Source organism: Pelagibius litoralis, assembly GCF_011683915.1.
Classification (GTDB): Bacteria; Pseudomonadota; Alphaproteobacteria; order Kiloniellales; family Kiloniellaceae; genus Pelagibius; species Pelagibius litoralis.
Genome location: NZ_JAAQPH010000002.1, coordinates 38,339 through 62,898, shown reverse-complemented (window position 1 = coordinate 62,898; position 24,560 = coordinate 38,339). Strand labels below are relative to the sequence as shown.

At 62.9% G+C, this 24,560-nt stretch carries 23 protein-coding genes; 3 read left to right on the top strand and 20 right to left on the bottom strand.

The features are described from left to right. Positions 1-301 precede the first annotated feature (301 nt). From HBA54_RS02450 to otnK, 14 genes are all read right to left on the bottom strand, one after another. On the bottom strand, positions 302-610 hold the full coding sequence (locus HBA54_RS02450) for an Hpt domain-containing protein (protein ID WP_167221020.1): 309 nt from the start codon (positions 608-610) through the stop codon (positions 302-304). A gap of 86 nt (positions 611-696) precedes the next feature. Next, positions 697-888, bottom strand: coding sequence for a hypothetical protein (locus HBA54_RS02445; RefSeq protein ID WP_167221018.1), 192 nt, complete (start codon positions 886-888; stop codon positions 697-699). Positions 889-959: 71 nt separating this feature from the next. Then, complete coding sequence (locus HBA54_RS02440) at positions 960-2,306, bottom strand: amidase (protein WP_240932474.1); 1,347 nt, start codon at positions 2,304-2,306, stop codon at positions 960-962. A gap of 16 nt (positions 2,307-2,322) precedes the next feature. After that, positions 2,323-3,678, bottom strand: coding sequence for a TRAP transporter large permease (locus HBA54_RS02435; RefSeq protein ID WP_167221016.1), 1,356 nt, complete (start codon positions 3,676-3,678; stop codon positions 2,323-2,325). Further along, positions 3,671-4,300 (bottom strand): TRAP transporter small permease subunit, encoded by a 630-nt coding sequence (locus tag HBA54_RS02430; protein ID WP_167221014.1) that lies wholly within the window; start codon positions 4,298-4,300, stop codon positions 3,671-3,673. Before HBA54_RS02430 ends, HBA54_RS02435 begins: the two co-directional genes overlap by 8 nt. Before the next feature lie 103 nt (positions 4,301-4,403). Beyond that, on the bottom strand, positions 4,404-5,540 hold the full coding sequence (locus HBA54_RS02425; protein ID WP_322095964.1) for a TRAP transporter substrate-binding protein: 1,137 nt from the start codon (positions 5,538-5,540) through the stop codon (positions 4,404-4,406). Positions 5,541-6,167: 627 nt separating this feature from the next. Continuing rightward, positions 6,168-8,591 carry a GcvT family protein gene (locus HBA54_RS02420; protein ID WP_167221012.1) on the bottom strand — a complete coding sequence of 808 codons (2,424 nt, stop codon included), beginning with the start codon at positions 8,589-8,591 and terminating at the stop codon, positions 6,168-6,170. A gap of 204 nt (positions 8,592-8,795) precedes the next feature. Continuing rightward, positions 8,796-9,935: a sulfotransferase gene (locus HBA54_RS02415; protein ID WP_205944370.1), complete on the bottom strand. Its 1,140-nt coding sequence runs from the start codon at positions 9,933-9,935 to the stop codon at positions 8,796-8,798. Between the two features lie 3 nt (positions 9,936-9,938). Then, complete coding sequence (locus HBA54_RS02410; protein ID WP_167221010.1) at positions 9,939-10,700, bottom strand: hypothetical protein; 762 nt, start codon at positions 10,698-10,700, stop codon at positions 9,939-9,941. Between the two features lie 52 nt (positions 10,701-10,752). Continuing rightward, on the bottom strand, positions 10,753-11,025 hold the full coding sequence (locus HBA54_RS02405; protein WP_167221008.1) for a hypothetical protein: 273 nt from the start codon (positions 11,023-11,025) through the stop codon (positions 10,753-10,755). Beyond that, a complete protein-coding gene (locus HBA54_RS02400) occupies positions 11,022-12,452 on the bottom strand; it encodes an arylsulfotransferase family protein (RefSeq protein ID WP_167221006.1) in 1,431 nt (476 codons plus the stop codon). The genes HBA54_RS02405 and HBA54_RS02400 overlap by 4 nt, the downstream gene beginning before the upstream one ends. A 185-nt stretch (positions 12,453-12,637) precedes the next feature. Beyond that, entirely contained in the window at positions 12,638-12,922 is a 285-nt protein-coding gene (locus HBA54_RS02395; protein ID WP_167221004.1) for a putative quinol monooxygenase, read from the bottom strand. An 11-nt stretch (positions 12,923-12,933) separates the two neighbouring features. After that, positions 12,934-13,446: a 3-oxo-tetronate 4-phosphate decarboxylase gene (otnC, locus tag HBA54_RS02390; RefSeq protein ID WP_322095963.1), complete on the bottom strand. Its 513-nt coding sequence runs from the start codon at positions 13,444-13,446 to the stop codon at positions 12,934-12,936. Between the two features lie 120 nt (positions 13,447-13,566). Next, positions 13,567-14,832, bottom strand: coding sequence for a 3-oxo-tetronate kinase (gene otnK, locus HBA54_RS02385; RefSeq protein WP_167221002.1), 1,266 nt, complete (start codon positions 14,830-14,832; stop codon positions 13,567-13,569). Positions 14,833-15,183: 351 nt separating this feature from the next. On the opposite strand from otnK, the gene HBA54_RS02380 reads away from it, so the two are divergent. The 3 genes from HBA54_RS02380 (at position 15,184) to HBA54_RS02370 (ending at position 18,228) form a co-directional block, all read left to right on the top strand. Continuing rightward, positions 15,184-16,305, top strand: a complete 1,122-nt coding sequence (locus HBA54_RS02380; RefSeq protein ID WP_167221000.1) for an isocitrate/isopropylmalate dehydrogenase family protein — start codon at positions 15,184-15,186, stop codon at positions 16,303-16,305. Between the two features lie 43 nt (positions 16,306-16,348). After that, a complete protein-coding gene (locus tag HBA54_RS02375) occupies positions 16,349-17,365 on the top strand; it encodes a Gfo/Idh/MocA family protein (protein ID WP_167220998.1) in 1,017 nt (338 codons plus the stop codon). 125 nt (positions 17,366-17,490) lie between these two features. After that, entirely contained in the window at positions 17,491-18,228 is a 738-nt protein-coding gene (locus tag HBA54_RS02370) for a GntR family transcriptional regulator (RefSeq protein WP_322095962.1), read from the top strand. 11 nt (positions 18,229-18,239) lie between these two features. Here the strand turns inward: HBA54_RS02370 and tdh are convergent, their stop codons facing one another. The 6 genes from tdh to HBA54_RS02340 all read right to left on the bottom strand — a co-directional run bounded on the left by tdh (position 18,240) and on the right by HBA54_RS02340 (position 24,425). Continuing rightward, positions 18,240-19,271: an L-threonine 3-dehydrogenase gene (gene tdh, locus HBA54_RS02365; protein ID WP_167220995.1), complete on the bottom strand. Its 1,032-nt coding sequence runs from the start codon at positions 19,269-19,271 to the stop codon at positions 18,240-18,242. A gap of 46 nt (positions 19,272-19,317) precedes the next feature. Further along, positions 19,318-20,502 carry a glycine C-acetyltransferase gene (gene kbl / locus HBA54_RS02360; RefSeq protein ID WP_167220993.1) on the bottom strand — a complete coding sequence of 395 codons (1,185 nt, stop codon included), beginning with the start codon at positions 20,500-20,502 and terminating at the stop codon, positions 19,318-19,320. A 114-nt stretch (positions 20,503-20,616) separates the two neighbouring features. Beyond that, complete coding sequence (locus HBA54_RS02355; RefSeq protein WP_167220991.1) at positions 20,617-21,210, bottom strand: helix-turn-helix domain-containing protein; 594 nt, start codon at positions 21,208-21,210, stop codon at positions 20,617-20,619. Positions 21,211-21,237: 27 nt separating this feature from the next. Next, entirely contained in the window at positions 21,238-22,365 is a 1,128-nt protein-coding gene (locus HBA54_RS02350) for a Gfo/Idh/MocA family protein (RefSeq protein WP_167220989.1), read from the bottom strand. A 79-nt stretch (positions 22,366-22,444) separates the two neighbouring features. Beyond that, positions 22,445-23,272, bottom strand: a complete 828-nt coding sequence (locus HBA54_RS02345) for an ATP-binding cassette domain-containing protein (protein WP_167220987.1) — start codon at positions 23,270-23,272, stop codon at positions 22,445-22,447. 1 nt (position 23,273) lies between these two features. Further along, on the bottom strand, positions 23,274-24,425 hold the full coding sequence (locus HBA54_RS02340) for an ABC transporter permease (RefSeq protein ID WP_167220985.1): 1,152 nt from the start codon (positions 24,423-24,425) through the stop codon (positions 23,274-23,276). Positions 24,426-24,560 lie beyond the last annotated feature (135 nt).

Below are 24,560 nucleotides of genomic sequence, written 5' to 3'. Positions count from 1 at the left end.
ACACAGATCAGGCGCCGAACTTCAGACTTCCTGTCTGCTGCAGTATAAAACCTGCAAATGGCCAGTGTGACGATCACCCCGTGACTACATTGGTAATCTCTTGGAGGGACACCACGATTATTTGCGCCTTGCGGCCTACCACTACCCTGAATAGTAAAGACTATCATTCAACCCCATATCTACTGACGATAGCGTCTTGGACGAACCGAGTACAGGGTCTTTCGCTTCTTTATTCAATCCGCGCAAAAAAGTGAACGTAACGATCAACTCAATAAGTTCAGGCCATGAAGCCGGAACGGGGTCAGCAGAGCGCTCTCAGCCGGGAAACCAGTTGCCGAACAAGCCCGGGGGCGTTCTCCTCACGCCAGGTTTCCGTCTTGATGGTTCTTTCGAAGTCAGCCGCAAGGTCAGTGGCCTGCGGCACGCCGAAGGGCCGGCCGGTGCCCTTGATATCATGGAGTTGCGCTGAGAAGGCGGCAGAGGCCTCCTCGAAGCTCGCGCGCCCTGTCTGAAGTTGATCGATCACGGCTTCGATCTCGCTCAGGCGCCGGGCAAGGTCCGCCTGAAAAGCCGCACGCATGGCCGCCGACTTGTCATTGTCGAGGCCCACTTGAATCCTATGGCCGCTTGAGGGAAATCAGCACTGCTGGCGCCGGCGGCGAGGCCGGATCTCCGCAGGGCCGGTTTGAAGGGCGGTTAGTCTTTCTTGTGAATGGTGATCGCCTTGCCATGGCCCGCACCCTTCCAGAAGTCATACAGCGCCATCGCCGTAACGACCCCTACCACAATGATCAGATCGGGCTCACGCACCCACCAGATCAGAATACCCAGGAAGGTGATAAAGAGCGCCATCGCAAGCAATGCCAGCAGCTTATCGATCAGGGGCATCGCAAAGTCTCCTCAAGAAGCCGAAACGGCAAAATCGATGATAGACCCGGCGGCGGAAGAACCATAGCCATTCATCCGTCCTCCACAGCCAGGGCCTCGGCCAGCCAGCGGGCGCTGCGCAGCAGACGTGCGTCATCACCGCGCGCGCCCACTATCTGCACACCGATCGGCAAACCAGCCGCGCCCTGCAGCAGCGGCAGCGTAATCGCCGGTGTCCCGCAAAGCGTCCAAAGCGTGCAGAAAGTCGGATCGCCGGTGGCCGAAAGCCCCTGCGGAGCCTCTCCGACAGCCGCCGGCGTCAGGATCGCATCGTAGCGCTCGAAGATCTCCGCCAAGCCGGCATTCAGGACATCGATCCATTCTTCGGCCAGGGCATAGTCCACGGCGAGCACCGTTCTGCCCTCCTCGATCGCCGCGCGCATGACGTCACTCAGACGGTCCCTGCCCTTTTCGTAGTAAGGTGCCAGGTTCTTGGCAAAACCGGCAACCATCAGCAGCCGCTGGAGATCGTGGGCCCGCTCGAAAGCGGAGGGCAATGTCACTTCGTCGCAGTCCTCCCCCAGGAAGTCGCGCAACTCCGCAAGGCCGTCCTTGGTATCCGCATCGGCCGCATCCCAGGTCGGGCCCTTCACCAGGGCGAAGGAAGGCTTCACCGGCGGCGCAGCACGGGCCGTCTGCAGCAGGCACGGCCGCGCCATGGGCCGGGTCGCGCCATCGGCCGGATCATGGCCGGCCATGGCATCGACAATCAACGCCGCATCTTCGACCGTCCGGGCAAACGCCCCGACGGTATCCAGGGGCGGCGACTGGGACAGCAGGCCGTGGCGTGAAACCAAACCGTGGCTTGGCTTGTAGCCGACCACACCGCAGAAAGAGGCCGGACGGATGACCGAACCGTTGGTCTGGGTACCCACCGCCAGCGGCACCTGCCCCGCCGCCACCGCGGCAGCCGAGCCACTGGAGGATCCCCCCGGGGTGCGCTCGGGGTCATGCGGATTACGGGTCTTGCCCGGCGCATAGAAGGCCAGCTCGGTGCTGACGGTCTTGCCCAGAATAACCGCCCCCGCCGCGCGCAGGCGCGATACCAGCGTCGCGTCCTGACGCGGCTGCCGCCCGGCGTCGAGCGGCGTGCCGTTCTCGGTCGGCATGTCCGCCGTATCGACGATGTCCTTCAGGCCGACAGGCACCCCGTGCAGCGGCCCGAGCGGCAGGCCGGAGCCCCGTTGGTCATCGCGCTGCTGCGCCTGGCGCAGGGCATAGTCCGGGTCCAGGTGCGCCCAGGCCTGCACCGCCTCGTCGCCCGCGGCGATGCGGTCGAGAAAACGCTTCACAAGATCCACCGACCGCAGACTGCCGGCCGCAATCGCCGCCGCCTGCTCCGCCGCGCTTGCGCTCTCTTCTGCGATCAGCTGATCCAATGCCGGGTTACTCCGATCAATGTCCGTAGAAATACTCAGGCAGGAACAGCGCGACGCCCGGGAAGTTGTACATGATGACCATGGCCACCAAGATCATCGACAGGAAGGGCAGCACGCCCTTGAAGATGGTCACAAGCTGGACATGCGGCGGCGCCACGCCCTTCAGATAGTAGGCCGCCATCGCCATGGGTGGCGTGAGGAAAGAGGTTTGCAGGTTGAGCGCCACCAGGATGCCGAAAAACAGCGGGTCGATACCGAAGAAGGGCAGCAGCGGCAGGAAAATCGGCACGAAGATGATGATGATCTCCGACCATTCCAGCGGCCAGCCCAGCAGGAAGATGATCAACTGCGCCATCAGCAAAAAAGCCAGCGGCGACAAATTCAGGCCGAGCACGAACTCGCTGATCAGGGCCTCTCCGCCGAGGTAGGAGAAAACCGAAGAAAAGACCCAGGATCCGACGAAAAGCCAGCACACCATCGCCGAGGTCCGCACCGTCAGATAGACCGACTCGCGCAAGCGCTCCCAAGTCAGCGAGCGATAGGCAGCCGCCAGACCAAGACCGCCGAGAGCGCCGATGGACGCCGCCTCGGAGGGCGTCGCGAGCCCGAAGAGGATTGCCCCGAGCACCGAGAGAATCAGGAATGCCAGAGGGAAGAAAGAGGTCAGCAGCATGATAACGAGCTGGAACACGCTTACCTGCTCGATATCCTCCTCGCGCGGCTTGGGCGCCAGCTTGGGATTGAGCATGGCACGGCCGATCACATAGGCCATGTAAAGCCCCGCCAGCATAAAGCCCGGGATAATGGCGCCGGCATAGAGCTTGACGATGGAAACATTCGACGTCGCGGCATAGACGATCAGCATGATGCTGGGCGGGATCAGAATGCCCAGGCAACCGCCCGCACAGATCACGCCGGAGGCAAAGCTGGTGTCGTAACGCGCCTTCAACATCGCCGGAAAGGCCAGCATGCCCATCAGCGTGACCACCGCACCAACGATGCCGGTCGCGGTCGCGAACATGGCGCAGGTGAGCAGGGCCGCCACAGCCATGGAACCGGGAATCCGCCGCGCCGAGATATAGAGCGTATGGAACAAGCGATCGACGATGTTCGCCCGTTCCACTATGTAGCCCATAAAGAGGAACAGCGGCACCGCGGTCAGCACATCATTGGCCATGACCGAATAGGTCTGGTTGACGAAGAGATCGAAGATCTGATTGTCGAAGACCGAGCGCATCCGCTCTGCGTCGTAATAGGCGTAGTAACCAAAGCCCACACCCATGGCCATCAGCGTGAAGGCGATGGGAAATCCGAGCAGAATGACAATGATGAAGATGCCCAGCATCATCACCGCAACTTGAGGATCAGTCATCGCGGCGCTCCAGCGGCTTTACAATATCGATTGCTTCGGAGGAATGGTGCAAGATGTCCCGTTCATGCTCCCGCAAAAGCAGATCCTCCATTTCTTCGACGTCATCCTCTGTGTGTTTCGGCCACTCGTTGTTGCGCATGCAGATGATGCAACGGAACACCTGGGCCACCCCTTGAATCAGCAGCAGAATACCGGCGGCGATGATCACGCTCTTGAACTGAAAGATCGGCACGTTCGCCGGGCTCATGACGCTCACCTCGGTGTAGCTCCATGATCGCGCCGCGTACTTCCAACCGGCGATGATCAGCGCGAGAACGCCTGGGAAAAAGAACAGGAAATACAGGACCAGTTCTATCGTCGCCTGAGTCCTGGGCTTCAGGAGGCGATAGACGAAGTCGCCGCGTACGTGACCGTCGCGCGACAAGGTATAAGCGCCCGCCATCATGAACAGCGTGCCATACATCATATAGCTGACATCAAAGGCCCAGGATGTCGGATCGCGCAGCACGTAGCGCACGAAGACCTCGTAGCCGACACCGAACGTCATGACCAGGATCAGCCAGGCAAAGGCCTTGCCGAACCAGGCCGAAACCTTATCAGCAAAGATGATGTAGCTTTCCATAGAGCGCCCCAGAAGGTTATCAGCCGGGATGACGGCAGGTTATGGCGAGGGCGGCACGCAAAGAGTGCCGCCCTCTTGACCTGACGAGTCTGATCGCCTTCGCTTAGAAGTCGATCTTGCCCGGGAAGTAGTGCTGGTAGGCCAGCTTGTAGTCGGCTGAGTTCATCAGGTCGTAGAACGCAACACGCTCCGCCCAGGCCTTCTGACTATCCACAATCTTCTTGAAGAAGGGATCTTCTACCAGACCCTCCAGAACCTTATCCCAGGATTCCAGCTGCGCCTTCATGATCGAGGTGTCGGTGCGGTAAACATTCACGCCGTCCTCGTTGATCAGTTTCTGCAGATCGCGCGAATAAGCGTCCATGGCGAGGCCGTAGTTCGCTGTATTGGTCGCCTCGGCCGCATACTCCAGGATCGCTTTCTGCTCGTCCGGCAGTGAGTCGAAGCGGCGCTTGTTGAAGATGATCTCGAAGAACTCGGCCGCCTGATGGTAGGAGCCCATGTGATAGTGCTTCGAGACATCCTGGGCGCCGAACTCGCTGTCCGCCGTCGGATTGTTGAACTCGAAAGCCTCGATCACGCCGCGCTCCAGCGCCGGCACGATTTCACCGCCCGGCAGCTGGGTCACTTTCAGGCCCATGCCCTGCATGATGTCGGTGGCCAGACCGACGGTGCGGTACTTCAGGCCCTGCATTTCTTCGGCGCTCTTCACGTGCCGTTTGAACCAACCAAGCGGCTGAGTCGGCATCGGCATGGCAAAGAAGCCGACAAGATCGAGCTTCAGAACGTCCTGGACCAGTTCCTGGTAAAGCTCCTTACCACCGCCGTAGTGGATCCAGGCCAGAATCTGCGACGCATTGGCGCCGAACACCGGGCCGGTGCCGAACAGGGAGGCCGATTTGTTCTTGCCATACCAGTAGGCGGTCACCGTATGAGCGGCGTCCAGAATACCGTCATGGCAGGCATCCTGCACCTGGAAGGCCTTCACAACCGCGCCGGCCGGCAGGTAGTCGATCTTCAGACGGCCGCCCGACATCTTGTCGACGCGCTCGGTATACTGCTTTGCCATGTCGCTGAAGATCGAAGCGGCGCCCCATGAACCCTGCATCTTCAGGGTTACGGTCTGCGCCCGCGATACCTGTGGCATGGCGATCGCGCCAGCCGCCGCGCCAGCGGCAACGGCGCCACCCGTCAGCAACTTGCGGCGCGATACGTTCTTTGTCTTCGAATTCTTTTCCACGAACTTCCTCCCTGTTTTCGACAATTCCGAAGGGTCTTGATGTTCCGGCAAAACCGGCCCCTTCAACTAGGCACCATTCAAAATTCGGTAGTGTCGTTTGTCCATGAGACGTTTTCGGCCTTCTTGGCGTCACCTCTTTCAGCGAAGTCGCAACGGGCTCGTCAAAACCGCTGCCAAGCGCAGTGCAGAGCGCATGGAGACAGTCTTGCCGGGCAGCTCGTAGCGCCGGTAATTATAATGATGCTTCAGTGGCCGACAAGGCAACCGGTTCGCAGAACCGATTTGCCGAGATGCTCGCCCCAGCCTCTACCTCCCAATGTTCGATCGGCGGACCGCTTAAACGCGGCCTTCGCTTTTCTCAGCGCATTCATGGCCGACAACCTCAAAGGTGCCATACCACAATGCGGAAACGATTTCCATTATGCACAAATCCGTTAAAGGGTCACGGAAAAAATTCGTGAAGTCAATGGTTTGCCGGGCATACCAATTATGCAAAGCCGACCAAAAAGAGGCTCGCCGCGCGTGCCTGCCAGCCTTTGCTTTCCCTCTATCATGCTGATACTAGGCCAGATCCGGCGGCACTATCCAAATCACGCTTGCGCGAAGGGAACCGCCCCTGCCCGCCGGTCAGCCCAGCATGCGTGCGCGCTGCGGGTCGAACAACGGCCCGGTTTGAAGTTGCGCCGCGCGGCGGTCGCCCATGATTTCAATCTCAAAGCTGCCGTTGCCGCCGTTCCGGCCGGCAAGCTCGCTCGGGACATAGGCCAGGGCAACCGACCGCTCCGCGAAGTGGGCATAACCGCCGGAGGTGACCCAGCCGATGACCTCACCGTCGTGCCAGACCGTCTCGTCGCCGCTGACATCGGCACCCTTGGCGTCGACAGTCAGCGTCACAAGACGCACCTTGGGGCCGTTCTCCCGGTCCTGCAGGACCGCGTCGCGGCCGACGAAGGCGTTCTTGCGCAGATCGACGAAGCGATCGAGCCCCGCTTCGACCGGCGTATAGATCGGCCGGAATTCGCGCGCCCAGGTCCCGAAGCCCTTTTCCAGGCGCAGGGAATCGAGGGCGCGGAGCCCGAACTGGCGCAGACCCAAGTCACCACCGGCCGCCAGGATTTGGTCGTAGAGCCCGATCTGGTAGTCCGGCGAAATCCAGATCTCATAGCCCAGATCGCCGGTGAAGGAGATCCGCCCGACCCAGGCCGGCACCATTCCCAGGTCCATCCGGCGGAAAGACATGAAGGGAAAAGCAGCATTCGATACGTCATCGTCGGTCAGCCGGGCCAGCAATTCGCGGGATCGGGGGCCAGCGATTGAGAAACCGACCATCTCGTTGCGCAGCGACCTCAGGCTCACGCCGCTGTCCGGCAGATACTGTTCAAACCAGCGCAGGTGATAATCTTCGGCAATACCGGAGCCGAAGATGAAAAAGTGCTCAGGCCCGGCCTTGGCCACGGTGAAGTCGCCGATCAGCTTGCCGAAGTGGTTCAACATGGGCGAGAGCACGATGCGCCCCTGACGCGGCATGCGATTGGCCAGGATCTCACCCAGCCAGGCCTCGGCACCCGCACCGGTCACCTCATACTTGGCAAAGCCCGAAGTCTCTATGAGACCAACGGCTTCGCGCACCGCCTTGCATTCCGCCTTCACCGGCGCGAAGGCATTGGAGCGGCGATAGCTCGGCTCCTCGACCGGCTCCGCCCCTTCCGGCGCGAACCACAGCGCGGACTCCAGGCCATAACCGGCACCGAAGACCGCATTCTCCGCCTTCAGCCGCTCATAAACAGGTGTCGTGCGCAGCGGCCGGGCGGCGGGCAGTTCCTCATTGGGAAAGGTGATCTTGAAGCGCCGGCCATAGTTCTCGCGCACCTTGGCATTGGTGTAAGCCATGGTGGCGAAGTCGCCATAGCGCGCCACATCCATCGCGAAGATGTCCAGGCCCGGATCGCCGTCCGTCATCCAGCTCGTCAGGGCCAGGCCCACACCGCCGCCCTGGCTGAAGCCCGCCATCACGCCGCAGGCGACCCAGAAGTTCTTCAGGCCGCGCACCGGGCCCACCAGGGGGTTGCCGTCGGGCGCGAAGGTGAAGGGGCCGTTGATCACCTGCTTGATGCCGGCGCTCTCCAGCGCCGGGAAGTGATCGAAGGCGACCGCCAGGTTGTCGGAAATGCGGTCGAGATCCGGCTGCAGCAGTTCATGCCCGAAATTCCAGGGCGTCTGCTTTTCCGACCAAGGCACGCCGCCCTGCTCGTAGGTGCCCATGACCAGGCCGCCGCGCTCCTGGCGCATATAGATCTCGCCGCCGAAATCGATGCAGTGCGGCAGCTCGGTTTCGCGGCTCGCCACCTCCGGCATCTCGTCGGTCACCAGATACTGGTGTTCCATCGCCAGGATCGGCAGTTCCAGGCCGACCATGCGGCCCACCTCCCGCGCCCAGAGCCCGCCGGCATTCACCACGTGTTCGGCCTGAATATTGCCCTTGTCGGTGATCACGTCCCAGCCGCCGTCTGGCCGTGGCTGCAGGTCGGTAACCCGGGTAAAGCGCTCGATCTCCGCACCGCCGATGCGGGCCGATTTGGCGTAGGCGTGGGTGACGCCGGAGGGGTCGATATGCCCCTCCAGGGGGTCATAGAGCGCGCCGACGAAACATTTCTCATTCAGCAGCGGGTGTTTTTCCTTGGCTTCGGCGACGGACACGAACTCGCTGTGCAGCCCCAGCACCCGGGAGCGCCCCTGGGCAACCTTCAGGTAGTCCAGCCAACCCTGGGAATCCGCCAGCATGAAGCCGCCGGTCATGTGGACGCCGCAGGACTGGCCGGAGATCTCCTCGATCTCTTTATAAAGATCGATGGTGTAGCGCTGCAGCTTGGCGACGTTCGGATCGCCGTTCAGGGTGTGCATCCCGCCCGCGGCGTGCCAGGTGGAACCGGAGGTAAGCTCATCGCGCTCCAGCAGGACGACGTCTTTCCAGCCCGCCTTCGTCAGGTGATAGAGCACGCTGCAACCGACAACGCCGCCGCCGATCACGACGACCTGAGCATGAGATTTCATCAGCTTGTCCCTGTACCAAGAAAACCGTCTAAGCACCGTGGGCTCTTGCGGCCCTTCCGCGATACTGGTTTGAGACTTAGCGGGCTAAGCGGTGAGTTTCAGGCCCGCCAGCGACAAGCAATGACGCCGGGTGACCGATTCACCGGCAGACGGGGACCGGACTGGGATGCTGGCTGGGATTTTGGGCGGAGATCAGCGCCGTGACTAGAGCCCCACCGCATCGGCATAGCCGAAACGCCGGGCCACCGGGGCGGCAAGCGTGTCGATCCGGGCAAGTTCGGCCTCGGTGAAATCCGGGCGGTAGTAGCTGGGCATACGCATCAGCTCCGCTGCCTCAGCCACGAGATGGGCGGAGTCCGGCAGGCGGCAGTGGGCACAGACCTCCCCCAGCACCTCGAAAGGGCTGTTGCAGAGGTCTTCGAAGCGCACGACCTTAACCGCAGCCGCCAATGCCGGATTGGCCGCGAGGCGATCTGCCAGATAGCCATGCAGGCTCGCCCAATAGATTGCCCAGCCTTCCGCTTCCGCACCACGGTCCCAGGCCGCGAGCACCTGGTCCATCGCACCGTCGCCCACGTTCACCGGCCGCCGGTCGAGGCCGAATTCGAAATGGCCGATGCGGCGCATATGGTCGAGCGCGCGCGGATGCCGCCGCTCGCCCTCGCAGAACAAGCGGTGCTGCTTGACCAGCGAAGCAATCTGCCCGACCGGTGCGCGCAGGGGCAGGACGAAGCGCGCGTCCGGAAACACCTTCAGCAGATACTCAAGCCGCGTCACGTTGTAGTTGGCTTTCGCCAGGTAGCGGGCGCGGCTGCGCACCGTGAGCAGCTTGCGAATGTGATCACCGTAGAAGCGCTCAAAGGCGGGATTGTCAGTCGCGGCATCCAGAACGTTGCGAACTGCGGGGTCGTGCAGCCCTTCGAAGAAAGCCATCCAGAGCACCTCCTCAAAGGCCTCCGGGCTGTCGGGGGAAACGGCGATACCGTCGGCATGACTGCGCTCGACGGCGACCCCGCGTTTCTGCGGCATGTACTTTAAAAAGCGGTTCCACAGAAAGGGCGTAAAGAGGAACGGATAGTCCTTGTAGCGGTGGCTGGCCACGTCCCGGTGCCGGGCCAGAACCTCCAGAAGGATGGTGGTGCCGGACCGCGCCAGACCGGAAACGAAGATCGGCCGGTCGATCGTCGTTTCGGCGATGTCGTCCGCTCTGAGGCGCGTTTCCCCTTCGCCCAGCCGGATCCAGAAGTCACGGTGCCGGGCCACGAAACGTCCGCAGTGATGGACCCAGGGGGTCACCCGGAAGCCGGCATAGCGATCCTCTGTCGCCGCGCTTCTCATGCTCATGATCTAAACCAACCGGAAGATAAACTTGATCGCCAGGGAGGCGGCAAGCAGGGCGGCGAAGAAAACAGCTTCCCAACCGCGCATCCAGCCGGGCAACCAATCGGACCCGAGGCTCAACACCTCCTGGCGTGGCAGATCGATGTCGATCCGCTCCAACACGCCCTCCGCCGGCAGGTAGCCGAGCGGGTTGGCGATGAGGCTGTTCCACCACTGCCGCTTGTGAAGACTGGTAACCGCCGCATCGATCTCGACCGTCTCAATCACCTGATCGGCCGCATCGATGACCTGAATACGCGGCGCCGTGGACGGCGGGTTACCAACTTCGCCACCCTCCTCCGGCAGCCAGCGTGCCGCAAGGCCACTCGGCTCGACACGAAGATCGACAGCGGTGATGCTGTCAGGAAGAAAATGGCCGTAAGTGCCGCTCAACCAGACGATCATGAAAAGAACCGGCAGGGACGCCAGAACCGCAGGGCCCAGGACCAGCCCAAGCTGCGCCAGGGCGCTGCGGAACATACGGCCGATCAACGGCATCGCCTCGGCAACGCCGCCTTCATGATCGTCCAGCGCCTGCCTCGCCTCCGCCGCTGCGGCCTTCACGCCCCGCAGGCGCCTTTGCGGGGAAAGCAATGCATAGAGCGCCATGGAGAGCGAGGCCGCAACCAGACCCCAGACAGCCAAACGGCCGGCGGCCGGCAGAAGCGCCGCGAGCGGTTGGTCCAAGGTCGACAGAAAGGGCGATGTGAGATCAAGCAGGCCGGTCATCGAACCTCAAGCGCCGTAGACTGCCATCCACCTTGAGATACCTGCTCCGCCATCAATCGATCCGAGGGTTCTTGGATCCCTGCCCCAGCTCTGTCTCGACGCTTTGCTGCCGGGCAATCGGGGCCTGGCGATTGCGGCGCAGCAGTCGCCGGAGAGGCCAGATCAACAGGAACAGCAGCGCGGCGAAAATGGCGGCGAAAACGCCCCAGAGCGCGCCGAGCAGGGAAAGCCCCGCACCCGGCCCGATATAGGCAGCGGCCGGGGCCACCCAGGCAAAGGTCAGCACCAGTCCCAGCCCGGCAACGAGCCGTTTCTTTCCAGTCATTGCACGCTCCTCTCTTGTTCTTGTCGCGACAGGTCTTCACGGAAGTCCGTATCCAGGCCATCGGCAGCAATCCGCTGCCCCCAGGAAACCACGGGGACGATGACCTCGTCGGGCCTTTCCGGGTGGCGTGCCCGGATCGGATTGATGAACTCCCAAACGATGCGCCCGTCGTCGGTGACCTCGAAAAGACGCCCACCGGTCGACTCGGTGATCAGGGTGTTGCCGTTGGGAAGCCTTTGCTGGGCGGCCCTTACGTTGCTTTCGAAGGGCTGCTCGGCGCTGCCGGCGTAACGCCAGACTTCCTCTGCGCTCAGCGGATCGATCTCGATCACCCGCGAACGCCCGCCGGGGCCGAAGTTGCCGACGTTGTCGAACAGCAGAATGTTGCCATTGGGCAGCACATCGGGATCGTGCTGGCCCAACCAGGTGCCGCGCAGGGCCCAGACGATCTTTTCCTGTTCCAGGTCCAGCACGGCGATGGTGTCGATATCGCGGAACGACAGCAGCACCTGGCCTTCCTTCGCGAACGGCAGGACAGCGGCGTCCTGGGCGTCGATCACGTCGATATTGTTGGTATGAATAAAGTCGTGCTTGTTGAACCAGGTTACCCGGTCGAGCAGACGCGCGTAGTCCGAATTCACCAGTGCATCCAGGATCGAAACCCGCTTCTCTTCTTTTCCATCGGGCGAAAGAACCACGACGAAGTCGTCGAGCCGCGGCACCGTCAGCTGCGGAAAACCGTCGAAGGTCTTGTTCCGCATCTGATGGATCAGGGTATAGACGCGGCCATCAGCAGCCACGTCCAGGTCGTGATGGGTCTGGCCGAGGTAGGACCAGATCACATTGGAATCGCGATCCAGCTTGACCATGCCGTAACCCCAGGGCGTGTCGCCGGTGGCAACGAAGATCGCCAGCAGATCGCCGTTCGGCAACATCATCGCCTTGCGCCAGTACTGGAACTCGTCGGGCTGCGGTTTCTCTACCGGCGATTCCTCCGACCAGATTGCGCTGTAGGGCAACTGCCAGGAATGCACCAGAAGGCCATCCATGGAGAACAGCAGGGCTTCACTGCCGTGGCCCGAGGTGTAAAGCGTGTAACCGGGATAGGCCTCCGCCGGATTATGGATCGTCACGCCCTCTTCCGGGCGGCGTTCCGGGGCCCAGAAATCCGACGCAAGGGGATTGCGCGACTGCTGCATCTTGGCGACCAGCGCCTCACCCCCACGGTAGGCATCGCTCAACTTGCCGGCCGGGAATACGTTGCTCAGCATGACGAAAGCGCCGCCCAGGAAACTGAGGAAGAGCAGCGCAACGATAAAGGCCGGAAAGGCGATCCGGTCGATCAGCGACGACGGCTCCGGCCGATGGGGATAGGCCGAGCCCGGCGTTTTTCTATCTTGCGGTTGCGTTGCGGTCTGCGAAGACAAGCCAATAGCCAAAGCGTCGGCCTTTCCAGTCTTGAGATGGAAAAGTTACGTAGAGGGCTGTCGGCCCGAAGGCGAGAGTCAAGAATGGGCCTGCCCTGGGGAATAGACGGTCCGATCACCGGCTTTATTCCCGCTGCGGTGGGGTACCGTGCTCTCTGCGCTTAGGCCTGCAAACGCGGGGCAACCTAGCTTTGAACCCAGGTATTGACCGTCTTGTCGACCACCCAGGGGGCAACCCGCCGGTCGAAGTCGGCAAAATGGTCGCTGGCGAGATGTTCGTCGAAAGCCGCCCGGTCGTCGTAAATCTCGTAGAGGAAAACGCGCTCCGGACGTTGGGGATCGAAACAGACGTCGAATCGGCTGCAGGCTTTCTCCCGCGTCAGGGAGTTCTCCGCCTGCTGAAGGACGGCAGAGCGGAACGCGTCAGCGGCAGACGCCTGCACTTCGAAAATCACTGTGACGACAAACATGGCGAGTCCCCCTATCCAAAACGTTTGCGCAGTTCTGCAACCTGTTGGGCGGTCAGACAACGCACCGCAGCCCCCTGCAGCATGAGAAAGAGCTTGGCCGTCTCTTCCAGCTCTTCGGTCGCATAGAGGGCGGTTTCCAGGCTGTTGCCGGCCACCACCGGCCCATGGTTGGCCAGCAGAACCGCATGGTGCTTACCCGCCAGCTTGCCGACCGCCTTGGCCAAGGCCTCGTCACCCGGCGGGAAGTACGGCACCAGCGGCAGCCGCCCGACCCGCATCACATAGTAGGCAGTCATCGGCGGCAGAACATCCGCCGCATCGATCCCGTCCAGGCAGCTCACCGCAACCGAGTGGGTCGAATGCAGGTGGACCACCGCCCGTGCGTCCTGGCGTTCGCGGTACATGGCGATGTGGAGAAAAGTCTCCTTGGTCGGTTTGTCACCGGACAGCCAGGCTCCCTCTGCGTCCAGGCGCGACAGCCGCGCCGGATCCAGCGTCCCCAAAGAAGCGTTGGTCGGCGTCATCAGCCACCCCCCCGTCCTCCAGGCGCTGGCTGATGTTGCCGGTGCTGCCGAAGGTCAGGCCGCGGTCATAGAGCGAACGCCCGGTCGCGCAGATGGCATCACGCAGTTGGTTTTCAGCACTCATAACAGAAGGTCCCAGGCTTTGACGAAGAAGTCCGGCGCGCCGAAATTGCCCGACTTCAACGCCAGGGCCAGCGGTGTCTCGCCGCCGCTGCGGGTCCAGGGCACGCCGGGATCGATTTCCGGCCCGATTTCCAAGGCCTGCAGCTTCAGGCCGTTGACCACGGCGCCGGAGGTTTCGCCGCCGGCCACGATGAAGCGGCGCACACCCTGCCCGACCAGTCCGGCCGCCACCTCGGCCAGCGCATCCTCGACCAGGCTGCCCGCCTTGTCCCTGCCCAAGGCGTCCTGCACCTGGCGAATGCTGTCCGGCGTCGCCGTCGAGAAGATCATGAAGGGCCGCTCGCCGTCCTGTTGGCTTGCCCAATCCAGCATGGTCCGCGGCGAAACCACGCCGCTCGACAGTTCCAGGGGGTCGATCTGGTAGGCAGGAATACCCGCCGCCCTGGCCTGCGCCACCTGGCCGCGCGTTGCCGCCGAACAGCTGCCTGCCAGGATCGCCGCCTTACCCGGTGGCGCGGCAAAGCCCGCCAGCGGATCGCTCTCGGTGAGCAGGCCTTGGCGGCGAAAGTTCTCCGGCAGGCCAATGGCCACGCCGGAGCCCCCGGTGACCAGCGGCAGGTCCGCCGCCGCCGCACCGATGGCAAAGAGGTGCCGGTCGCTGACCGCATCGACGATGGCAATCCCGGCCCCCTCGGCCCGGGCGCGGTCGAAGCCCTCGGCGATGCTCTCCGGCCCGGCTTCGACGGTCTCGAAGGGCACCAGGCTCACTTTATGCCTTGTCTGCCGGCTGAGGACCGAGACCAGATTGGAATCATGCATCGGCGTCAGGGGATGATCTTTCAGGGGACTGTCGGACAGCAATGTAGAACCAACGAAAAGATGCCCCTGGTAGACAGTCCGCTGATTGCCCGGAAAGGCCGGGCAGGCCAGCGTAAAGGCACAGCCCAGACGCTCCATCAGCGCATCGGTGACCGGGCCTATGTTGCCGCGGTCAGTCGAATCAAAGGTTGAGCAGTACTTGAAAAAGAGCTGCCTGGCGCCGGCGGCCAGCAAGGCTTCCGCGCTGGCCAGAGACTCGGCAACAGCCTCCTCCGGCGGCGTGGTGCGCGACTTCAGGGCGACCACGATTGCATCAGCTTCCGGCAGGCGCGCCGGATCTTCGGGCACACCGACAACCTGGACCGTACGCATACCGCCGCGCACCAGCATCAGGGCAAGATCGGTTGCCCCCGTCAAATCATCCGCAATACATCCCAGCAGCATCGTCCCTCACCCTCGTCACCTGTCATCACGTTCGACGCGAAGCTACGCAGGATCGCAAAGCCGGACAAGCAGACTGACCGCCAATGCGCCGCCCGCCCCTCAACTCGTCCCAAACCGCCGGAAACCCAAATCGCCAAAAAAGAGGTGCAGGAAACCGGCCGGGCAGAGAGCGATTGGCACTGGCCAAAATGCATTCATTAATGTATACGTTCAAGTCTATTCAATTGGCAGCGAATGATAAAATCGCTTGGCCCCGCCTCCCCCCGGCTGACGCTCCTGTTAAAAGAGGATGTCTGCCGGAAAGGCCAGGTGGATCGGCCAGTGCCTGCAAAGGACCTGCGAGGAACCGCAATGAGCAATCTGCCCAAGCTCGACATCGCCGTGTTCGAGGGCGACGGCATCGGCAACGAGATCACCGAACCCAGCCTTGATCTGCTGAGTGCCGCCAGCGAACAAACCGGCGGCTTCGAGCTGACTTTCAAACGGCTGCCCGCAGGGGCCGGTACCTACCGCCAGGAAGGTATTGCCCTTCCCAAAGAATCTCTCAATGCCGCCCGCGCTGCCGACGCGATCTTTCTGGCGGCCATGGGCCTGCCCGATGTGCGCTATCCCGACGGTACCGAGGTGGCGCCACAGTTGGATCTGCGGTTCGAATTCAACCTCTATGCCGGGGTCCGCCCGGTGCGCAGCGTCGCGGGCCTGCCGCCGGTCCTGGCCGATCCACGTGCCGCCGCCCTGGATTTCGTTCTGATCCGCGAGTCGACCGAAGGACTCTTCGCCTCCCGCGGCAAGGGAGTCGTGGAAAATGATCAGGAGGCGCGCGATACCCAGGTCATCACCCGCCCAGTCTGCGAGCGCCTCTTCGACTTCGCTTTCGACCTGGCGGCCAAGCGCCGGGCTGCGGGCCGGCCAGGCGGTGTGACCTGCGTCGACAAAGCGAACGTCTTTACCTCTTTTGCCTTCTTCCGGCAGATTTTCGACGAGCGCGCCGCCCTGCACAGCGATATCGACGCTGACCGCGCCTACGTCGACGCCACCGCGCTCAACATGATCAGACGGCCCTGGGATCTTGATGTGCTGGTCACCGAGAACATGTTCGGCGACATCCTCTCCGACCTCGCTGCCGGCCTGATCGGCGGCATGGGCTTGGCCCCCTCCGCCGACATCGGCGACGAGCACGCGGTCTTTCAGCCCTGTCACGGCAGTGCCCCCGACATCGTCGGGCAAGGCAAAGCCAACCCCACCGCCATGTTCCTCTCGGCGGCGATGATGCTGGAGTGGCTTGCCGAGCGGCATTCGATCGCCGACTGCGCCCGTGCCGGCGCGGCGATCCGCAGCGCGGTCGATCAGGCCTTTGGCGACGGCGGGCTGATCCCGGCGGATCTGGGCGGTTCGGCCGGCACCGTGCAGGTCACCCAGGCGGTGATGACCGCCTTGCGGACCCCCCGGGTACCGGTGGCCACAGCGATCTGAGCGCAGGAATCCAAGCAACGATGATTCAGAGAGCCCAGCAGCGATGAGAGTGGGAACTGTCGGAACCGGTTATTTCAGCCAGTTCCAATACGAAGCCTGGAGCCGCATGGCGGACGTCGATCTCGTCGCCCTGTGCAACCGTGGCGCCGAGGGCGCCCGCCGCACGGCTGAAGCCTACAGCGTACCGGCGACCTATAGCGATCTTGCCGAGATGCTGGCGGCGGAGAAGCTGGATCTCCTGGATATCATCACCCCGCCGGTCACCCACCTTGAGATGATCCGCACGGCCGCGACCCAAAAGGTCGCAATCATCTGCCAGAAGCCCTTCTGCCAATCGCTGGAAGAAGCCGAAGAAGCGGTGGCGCTCTGCGAACAGGCCGGCGTCCTGCTGGTGGTGCATGAGAACTTCCGCTTCCAGCCCTGGCATCAAAGGACCAAGGCCCTGCTGGATGACGGCACGTTGGGCGAAGTCTATCAGGCAAGCTTTCGTCTGCGGCCCGGCGACGGCCAGGGGCCACAAGCTTACCTGGACCGCCAGCCGTACTTTCAGAAGATGGAACGCTTCCTGGTCCACGAAACGGCGATCCATCTGATTGATGTTTTCCGCTTCCTCCTGGGCGAAGCAACCGAGGTCTATGCCCGCTTGAACCGCCTCAATCCGGCCATTGCCGGCGAGGATGCCGGCTTCATCCTACTGGACTTCGAGAACGGCGCCCGCGGCCTGTTCGACGGCAACCGCCTTGCCGACCACGCAGCGGAGAACCGCCGCCTGACCATGGGCGAGATGCTGATCGACGGCTCCAAGGCGACACTGCGGCTGGACGGCGACGGGCGGTTGTTCCTGCGCCCCCACGGCGGCAACGACGAGCGGGAAGTAGCCTATGACTGGGAAAATCGTGGATTTGGCGGCGACTGCGTCTTCAAGCTGCAGCGCCACGTCGTCGACCACCTGCAGGGCCATGGCCCAATTATGAACCAAGCCAGCGACTATCTGGCCAATCTGAGGATTGAGAAGGCCGTCTATGAGTCCAACAGCCAGGGACGCCGCCTATTCCTGTGAGCCTTTCCGGGGCTTGTACCGTCTTCGCGCCGGTCGTTCCACGGCGCCTGCCAGCCGTGTGGTGTTCTGCCTTAGGACTGGGTTAGAATTCCGCCCAGCATCAAAGGCCGACAGGTGGAGACATAGTGACGGAGATCGATCGGGCCGGCGAAGCGGCCCCGGTGGCTGCCTTGCCTGAGAACAAAACCGCCGGTCGCGGCAACCCGCGCCTCTCTCAGTCGGAGCGGGCCTACCAGGATCTGAAAAAACGAATCCTGGACAACGAGATGCCGGCCGGCTTTCAGGCCCTGGAGCAGGAGCTTGCCGAGCTGCTGGGCATGAGCCGCACGCCGGTGCGCGAAGCGCTGATACGCCTTGCCGACGAAGGCATCGTGGAAATCCGGCCGCGCCACGGCATGCGCATTCTACCGATCTCGGTGGCTGACATGCGCGAGATTTACGAGATCCTGACCGGGCTCGAATCCACTGCGGCAGAGATCGTGGCAACACGCGGCGTGAACCAGCAGCAGCTCGCCGCCCTGCACGCGGCGGTCAGCGATATGGATATCGCCCTGGCAGAAGACGACCTGCCGGGCTGGGCCGGCGCGGACGAACGCTTTCACAACCTGCTGGTCGAGTTCAGCGGTAACGAGCGGCTGCGCACCTGGGTGAACACCTGCCGCGATCAGGCGCATCGGGCGCGCATGGCGACGCTGCGCCTGCGGCCCAAGCCGGTCGACTCAAACAAGGACCATGCGGCCGTCGTCGAAGCCATCGAGAAGCGCGATGCGGAAGCTGCCCGCCGCATCCACCATCAGCACCGCGTGCGCGCCGGTGCCATGCTGGTCGAGATCCTGGAACTGCACGGCATCACCCAGCTCTAGTAAATGGGTGGTCACGCGGCGGCCCAGTCCAGCACGACCTTTCCGCTTTCTCCGGAGCGCATGACGGCGAAAGCCTGCTCATAGTCGTCGACCGCGAAACGATGGGTGACGATAGGCTCCACCGCCAGGCCTGATTCCAGCATGGCGATCATCTTGTACCAGGTCTCGAACATCTCCCGGCCATAGATCGCCTTCAGGGTCAGGGCCTTGAAGATGATCCGGCTCCAATCAAAAGGCCGTGCCTCGGCGGGGATGCCAAGCAGGGCGATGCGTCCGCCCATGATCATGGCATCGACCATCTGGTCGAAGGCGCTGGGCACCCCGGACATCTCAAACCCGATGTCGAAACCCTCGTTCATCTTCAGCTCGGCCATGACGTCGCGCAGGTCTTCCTTGGCAACGTTGACCGTCCGCAGGTCGGTGATCTGCTCCGCCAGGGCAAGGCGGTAGTCGTTCACGTCCGTCAGGACCACATGGCGCGCACCGATATGACGGGCTACCGCAGCCGCCATGATGCCGATCGGGCCGGCGCCGGTGATCAGGACATCCTCGCCGACCAGATCGAAAGCCAGCGCCGTGTGCACCGCATTGCCCAGGGGATCGAGGATCGCCCCGATATCGTCCGAGAGATGATCGGGCAGCGGCACCACGTTGAAGGCGGGTATGACAAGATACTCGGCAAAGGCGCCCGGCAGGTTCACGCCGACGCCACGGGTATCCGGGTCCAGGTGATAACGCCCCGCCCTGGCCATCCGGCTCTTGCCGCCAACGATGTGGCCTTCACCGGTGACCCGCTGGCCAAGCGCAAGATGACGGACATTGCCGCCAAGCTCGGCAATCTCGCCACAGTACTCGTGACCGATGGTCAGCGGTGTCGGCACCGTCTTCGCCGCCCAGGCATCCCAATTGAAGATATGAACATCGGTTCCGCAGATCGCCGTCTTGCGGATCTTGATCAGCACGTCGTCGGGGCCCACCGCCGGCAGCGGCTGATCGCCCAGCCAGATGCCGGGCTGCGGCTTTTCCTTAATCAGGGCCTTCATGGAATCAGGACCTTCATAGCAACTTCCTCTCTCAAAAGAGCGGCGTTCAGATCACACCCAGTTCGCGACCGGTCCGGGTAAAGGCATCGATTGCCTGATCGATTTGTTCCGGCGTATGCGCCGCAGACATCTGCGTGCGGATGCGCGCCTGCCCCTGGGGCACGACGGGAAAGAAAAAGCCGGTCACATAGACTCCGCGCTGGTAAAGCCTTGCGGCCATCTCCTGCGCGATACCCGCTTCGCCCAGCATCACCGGAATGATGGGATGTTCGCCGTCCAGCAGGTTGAAGCCCGCGGCCGTCAAACCGGCGCGAAAACGTGTGGCATTGTCGCGCAGGCGGGCGCGCAGATCGTCGCCGGCCCGGACCAGTTCAAGGGCCCTGCGCGCCGCGCCGACGATCGGCGGCGGCAGGGAATTGGAGAAGAGATAGGGCCGGGAGCGCTGGCGCAGCAGCTCGACGACAGGCCCGGCCGCTGCGACGTAACCGCCGGCAGAGCCGCCGAGGGCCTTGCCCAGGGTGCCGGTGAGGATGTCGACCTCGACACCGAAATGCGCACCAGTGCCCCTGCCCTCCGGTCCCAGAACACCGGTGGCGTGGCAGTCGTCAACTAGGAGGAAAGCCTCGTAGCGATCCGCCAGGCGCCGGATGGCCGGCAGGTCGGCCAGATAGCCATCCATCGAGAAAACGCCGTCGGTCGCGATGACGATGCGCCGTGCGCCGGCTTCCCGCGCTTCGCGGAGCCGGTCCTCCAGCTCCGCCATGTCGCCGTTGGCATAACGATAGCGCCGCGCCTTGCAAAGACGGATGCCGTCGATGATCGAGGCGTGATTGAGGGCATCGGAGATGACCGCATCTTCGGCGCCGAGCAACGGCTCGAAAACCCCGCCGTTCGCGTCGAAACAGGCGGCATAGAGGATCGCGTCCTCCTGGCCCAGAAAGGCCGCGATCTCCTGCTCCAGCAGGCGGTGCTGGTCCTGGGTGCCGCAGATGAAGCGCACGGAGGCCATGCCGAGGCCATAGTGATCCAACGCCTCCTTGGCCGCAGCAACAAGGGCCGGATGATCGGCCAGGCCGAGATAGTTGTTGGCGCAGAGATTGAGTTCGGCACGCTCCCCGCCGTCCTCCGCAACGCGGATCGCGGCGCTTTGCGGCGAGGTGATCGGCCGCTCGACCTTGTAGAGATGAGCCGCCCGAATGCCGTCGAGCTCCTTGCGAATGTCGTCCAGCATAATGCCGCCGCCTCACCATTATTATGTGATAATGGACCGTATTCCGTTATTACGGATTTTTCAACCGATTTCCGGCCAGCACTTACCCGGGAAGCCGATCAGCCCGAAAGCCGATTAATCCGTGAGAACGATCAGCAGGGCCTTCGCCGGTTCCCCGGCCAGGGCGGCAATACGATGGGCGACATCGGCCCGGTAGCGCAGTGTATCCCCCGCGCCGCCCTCTTCTTCGCGCAGGCCGGACTGCACGCCGATCCGCCCTTCCAGAACCGTCAGGTGTTCCATGCTGCCCGGCGCATGGGCATCGCTGACCAGGGCGCCACCGGCTTCGAGCTGAAGCTCGTACCACTCGACCTTCCCGGCGAGGTCCGGCGGGCTTAGGATTCTAAGGCGACAACGCTCCCCCCGGCTATCGATGGTGGGGGTGCGCTGGGCCGGCAGCCGCTCTACCTGACCGCTGCTCGGCTCGGCGGCGGGCTCACTGCCCAACAGGCCGGCGAAGTCGACCCCCAGGGCCTGGGTGAGGTTCCAGAGCGTGGCCAGGGTCGGATTGCTCTCGCCACGCTCGATCTGGGACAGCATGGAGCGCGACACGCCAGAACGCTGGGCGAGATCATCCAGCGTCAGTTGCTGCTGCTTGCGCACCGAGCGCAGCATTTCGGCAACCTTGGAGACGATACTTTCAGCATCAATAGGACTTTGTTTGATCATTTCTCCATTATAACGGAGAATTTTCCTCTAATCCAGACTGACCCACTGCCCCTCTTTGGCGGAGCGCAGCATGGCATGCATGACCCGCTCCGTATCCAGGGCATCGGTAAAATTCGGATACAGCGTCTCCTCACCCGCCAGCCCGCGCATCAGGTGGGCGACTTCCACCGTCTTGATATCGTTGTAGCCGAGACTGTGACCGGGCGCCGGTACGAAGTTCCCGTAGGGCGGATGGGCCGGGCCGCTCAAAATCGTCTTGAAGCCCTGCTCGGCCTTTGGGCCCTTCGCCTGATAGAGCTGCAGTTCGTTCATGCGTTCCTGGTCGAAGGCAATCATGCCGGCACTGCCATGCAGTTCCCAGGCAAAGCGGGACTTGCGGCCCCAGGCAATTCTGCTTGAATCCAGACTGCCTGAAAAACCGGCGCGAAACCGCACCAGGGCAGAGACGGTATCGTCGTTTTCCACCCGCCCCGTCGCGGCGTGGGAGCCGTCATTTATCGGGCGCTCGGCATGCATGGTGGTCAGGTCCGCCATCACGGCACCGATGGGCCCGCAGAGGTGCTGGGCCATATGGATCAGATGGCTCGCCATATCGGCGAGGGCACCGGCGCCGGCTTTTTCCTTCTGCATGCGCCAACTGTGGGGCAGCGCCGGATCGGCAAGATAGTCCTCGTCGAAACAGCCGCGAAAATGCAGCAAGCGCCCGATAGCCCCCTGCTCGACCAGGCGTTTGGCGTGGGAAACCGCCGGGTTCTTTGTGTAGTTGTAGCCGACCAGCGACTTGACACCGGCTTCGCGCACCGCCGCCGCCATGGCTTCCGCCTTCTCCAGGGTCAGCGCCAGCGGCTTCTCACAGTAGACGTGTTTGCCGTTGCGCGCCGCCTCGATGGCCATGGCCGGGTGCAGGCCATTGGGCGTGGTGATGGAGACAACATCGACCGCCGGGTCGCTTACCAGTTTGTGCCAGTCGTCAGTCGAGCGGGCAAAACCGAAAGCCGCCGCCGCGGCCGCCGCCTGCTCGGCGCCGAGGTCGCAAAGCAACTCGAGCCGCGGCCGCGTCGAGAGCCCGAAAACGGTCGCCACCGCGCTATAGGCGATGGCGTGGCACTTTCCCATGTAGCCCGTGCCGATCAGGCCTACCCCAACTGAGTCCAAGCACATCTTCCTTCACATCGGCCCAGACCAGCCGGGACCAGCCGGGGGCGGCATCAAGACAGCGGGCGGTTCGGGAAACCTAAACCGTGCCGCCGAGCGAGGCGGAGAGCTGCTGCAGTTCCTTGCCGCCGGCCATCAGGTTCTGCAGCTCGTCCATGTTAATCTCATCCCTGGCGAAGTTACCCAGGGTCTTGCCGCGGTTCAACACCGTGAAACGATCCCCCACAGCCATGGCATGGCGAACGTTATGGGTGATGAAGATCACCCCCAAGCCCTTATTGCGAACCTGATCGACATATTTCAGCACCATGGAGGTCTGCGCGACACCAAGCGCCGAGGTCGGCTCGTCCAGGATCAGGACCTTGGCGCCGAAGTAAACCGCCCTTGCGATGGCGACGCACTGACGTTCGCCGCCCGACAGCGTACCGACCGCCTGCTGGGGATCGCGCACGTCGATACCGATCTTCTGCATTTCTTCGCGGGTCGTCTTGTCCGCCTCGTCGAAATTGATGAAGCGAAACGGGCCAAGTCTTTTGACCGGTTCGCGCCCCATGAAGAAATTGCGGGTCACCGACATCAGCGGGATCATCGCCAGGTCCTGGTAGACCGTGGCGATGCCCGCGTCCAGGGCATCGCGAGGACTGTTGAAGTCGACCGCCCTGCCTTCGACCCGGAATTCGCCGGCGGTCGGTTTATGGACCCCCGCCAGGGTTTTGATCAGGGTCGACTTGCCCGCCCCGTTATCGCCGAGAAGGCAAAGGACCTGGCCACGGTTGACCGCCATGGAAACGCCGTTCAGGGCGATCACCGATCCGAAATGCTTGACGACATCGCGAACATCGATCAGCACGTCCGATCCATTCGCGGCCCCATTGGACGCGCCATTCGTAGAGCTGTTATCGGTCATCTCACCGCTCCCCCGTTGCGCGCTTGCGAATGAAGTTATTGAACAACACGGCAGTCAGCAACATGCCGCCCAGGAACACAAGATACCAGTCCTGGTCGATGGTGGTGTAGGTCAGGCCGATCAACACCATGCCGAAGATGACCGCACCGATGGCCGCGCCGATGGCCGAGCCGTAACCGCCGGTCAGCAGGCAGCCGCCGATGACCGCGGCAATGATCGCCTCGAACTCTTTCTGAAAGCCGCGGCGCGCATCGGTCGAGCCGGCGTCGAGCACGGTCAGGATCGCCACCAGGGCCGCGCAACAGGCCGTCAGTATGAACAGAATGGTCTTCACCCGGTTTACCGCAACACCGGAATTCCGGGCGGCATTGGCATCGCCGCCGGCAGCGAAGATCCAGTTGCCGAAGCGCGTGCGCACCAGAACCCAAGTGGCAACCGCGGCGAAAATCACGAACCAGATCACCTCGACCGGAACGCCCTGGACCTTCGGCAGGCCGTTTTTGAAGGTATCGACCCAGCCCATGGAGGCAAACCAGGCAAAGAGCCCCTCAAGCGCATCACCGGAAAAGAACCCGGCAAGCCAGGAGCCTTCCACGGCTTCCTTCACACCGCGCAGCTGGGTCGATCCGCCGGTCGCCCACTTCAAGCCGACCAGTGTCATGCCGCGCAGAATGAACAGGAATGCCAGGGTAACGATGAAGGACGGCAGCCCGGTGCGCAGCACAATCTGGCCGTTGAGCGCGCCCATGGCCCCAGCCACGATGAAGGTGATGACAATGGCACCCGGCAGCGGGATACCCAGCACCACCAGACAGGTCCCGAAAACCAGACCCGCGAAGGCGACCATCGACCCGACGGAGAGGTCGAACTCCCCGCCGACCATCAGCAGGGCCGCCCCAATCGCCAGGATGCCCAGCTGCGCTGCCGGCGCCATGAAGTTCATGATGCCCGCCAGTGTGAACATATTGGCATTGGCCGTTATAAGGAAAAACACGGTGACCAGGATCAAGCCGGCGATGGCACCCAATTCGGGCCGCCGCAGAATCTTGGTCATCGCCGAGACTTCGCGAATCCGCTCGTCGGCCTGGGCAGGTGTCGTGTCTGGGGGTTCGGCAGCGGCCTCACCGCCGCTTTGGGCTGTCTTATCGACCATTGTTGCTCCTCCCTAGCAGATTTTCCTGCTAGTCATAGCCGCTCTTGCGCCGGCTTCTTTGCACCGAGTTCCACGGTATCAAAAGGGGCAAGCGGCTTCGCCTGCCCTGCTGCTGATCGGGGCCAAAACCCCGGG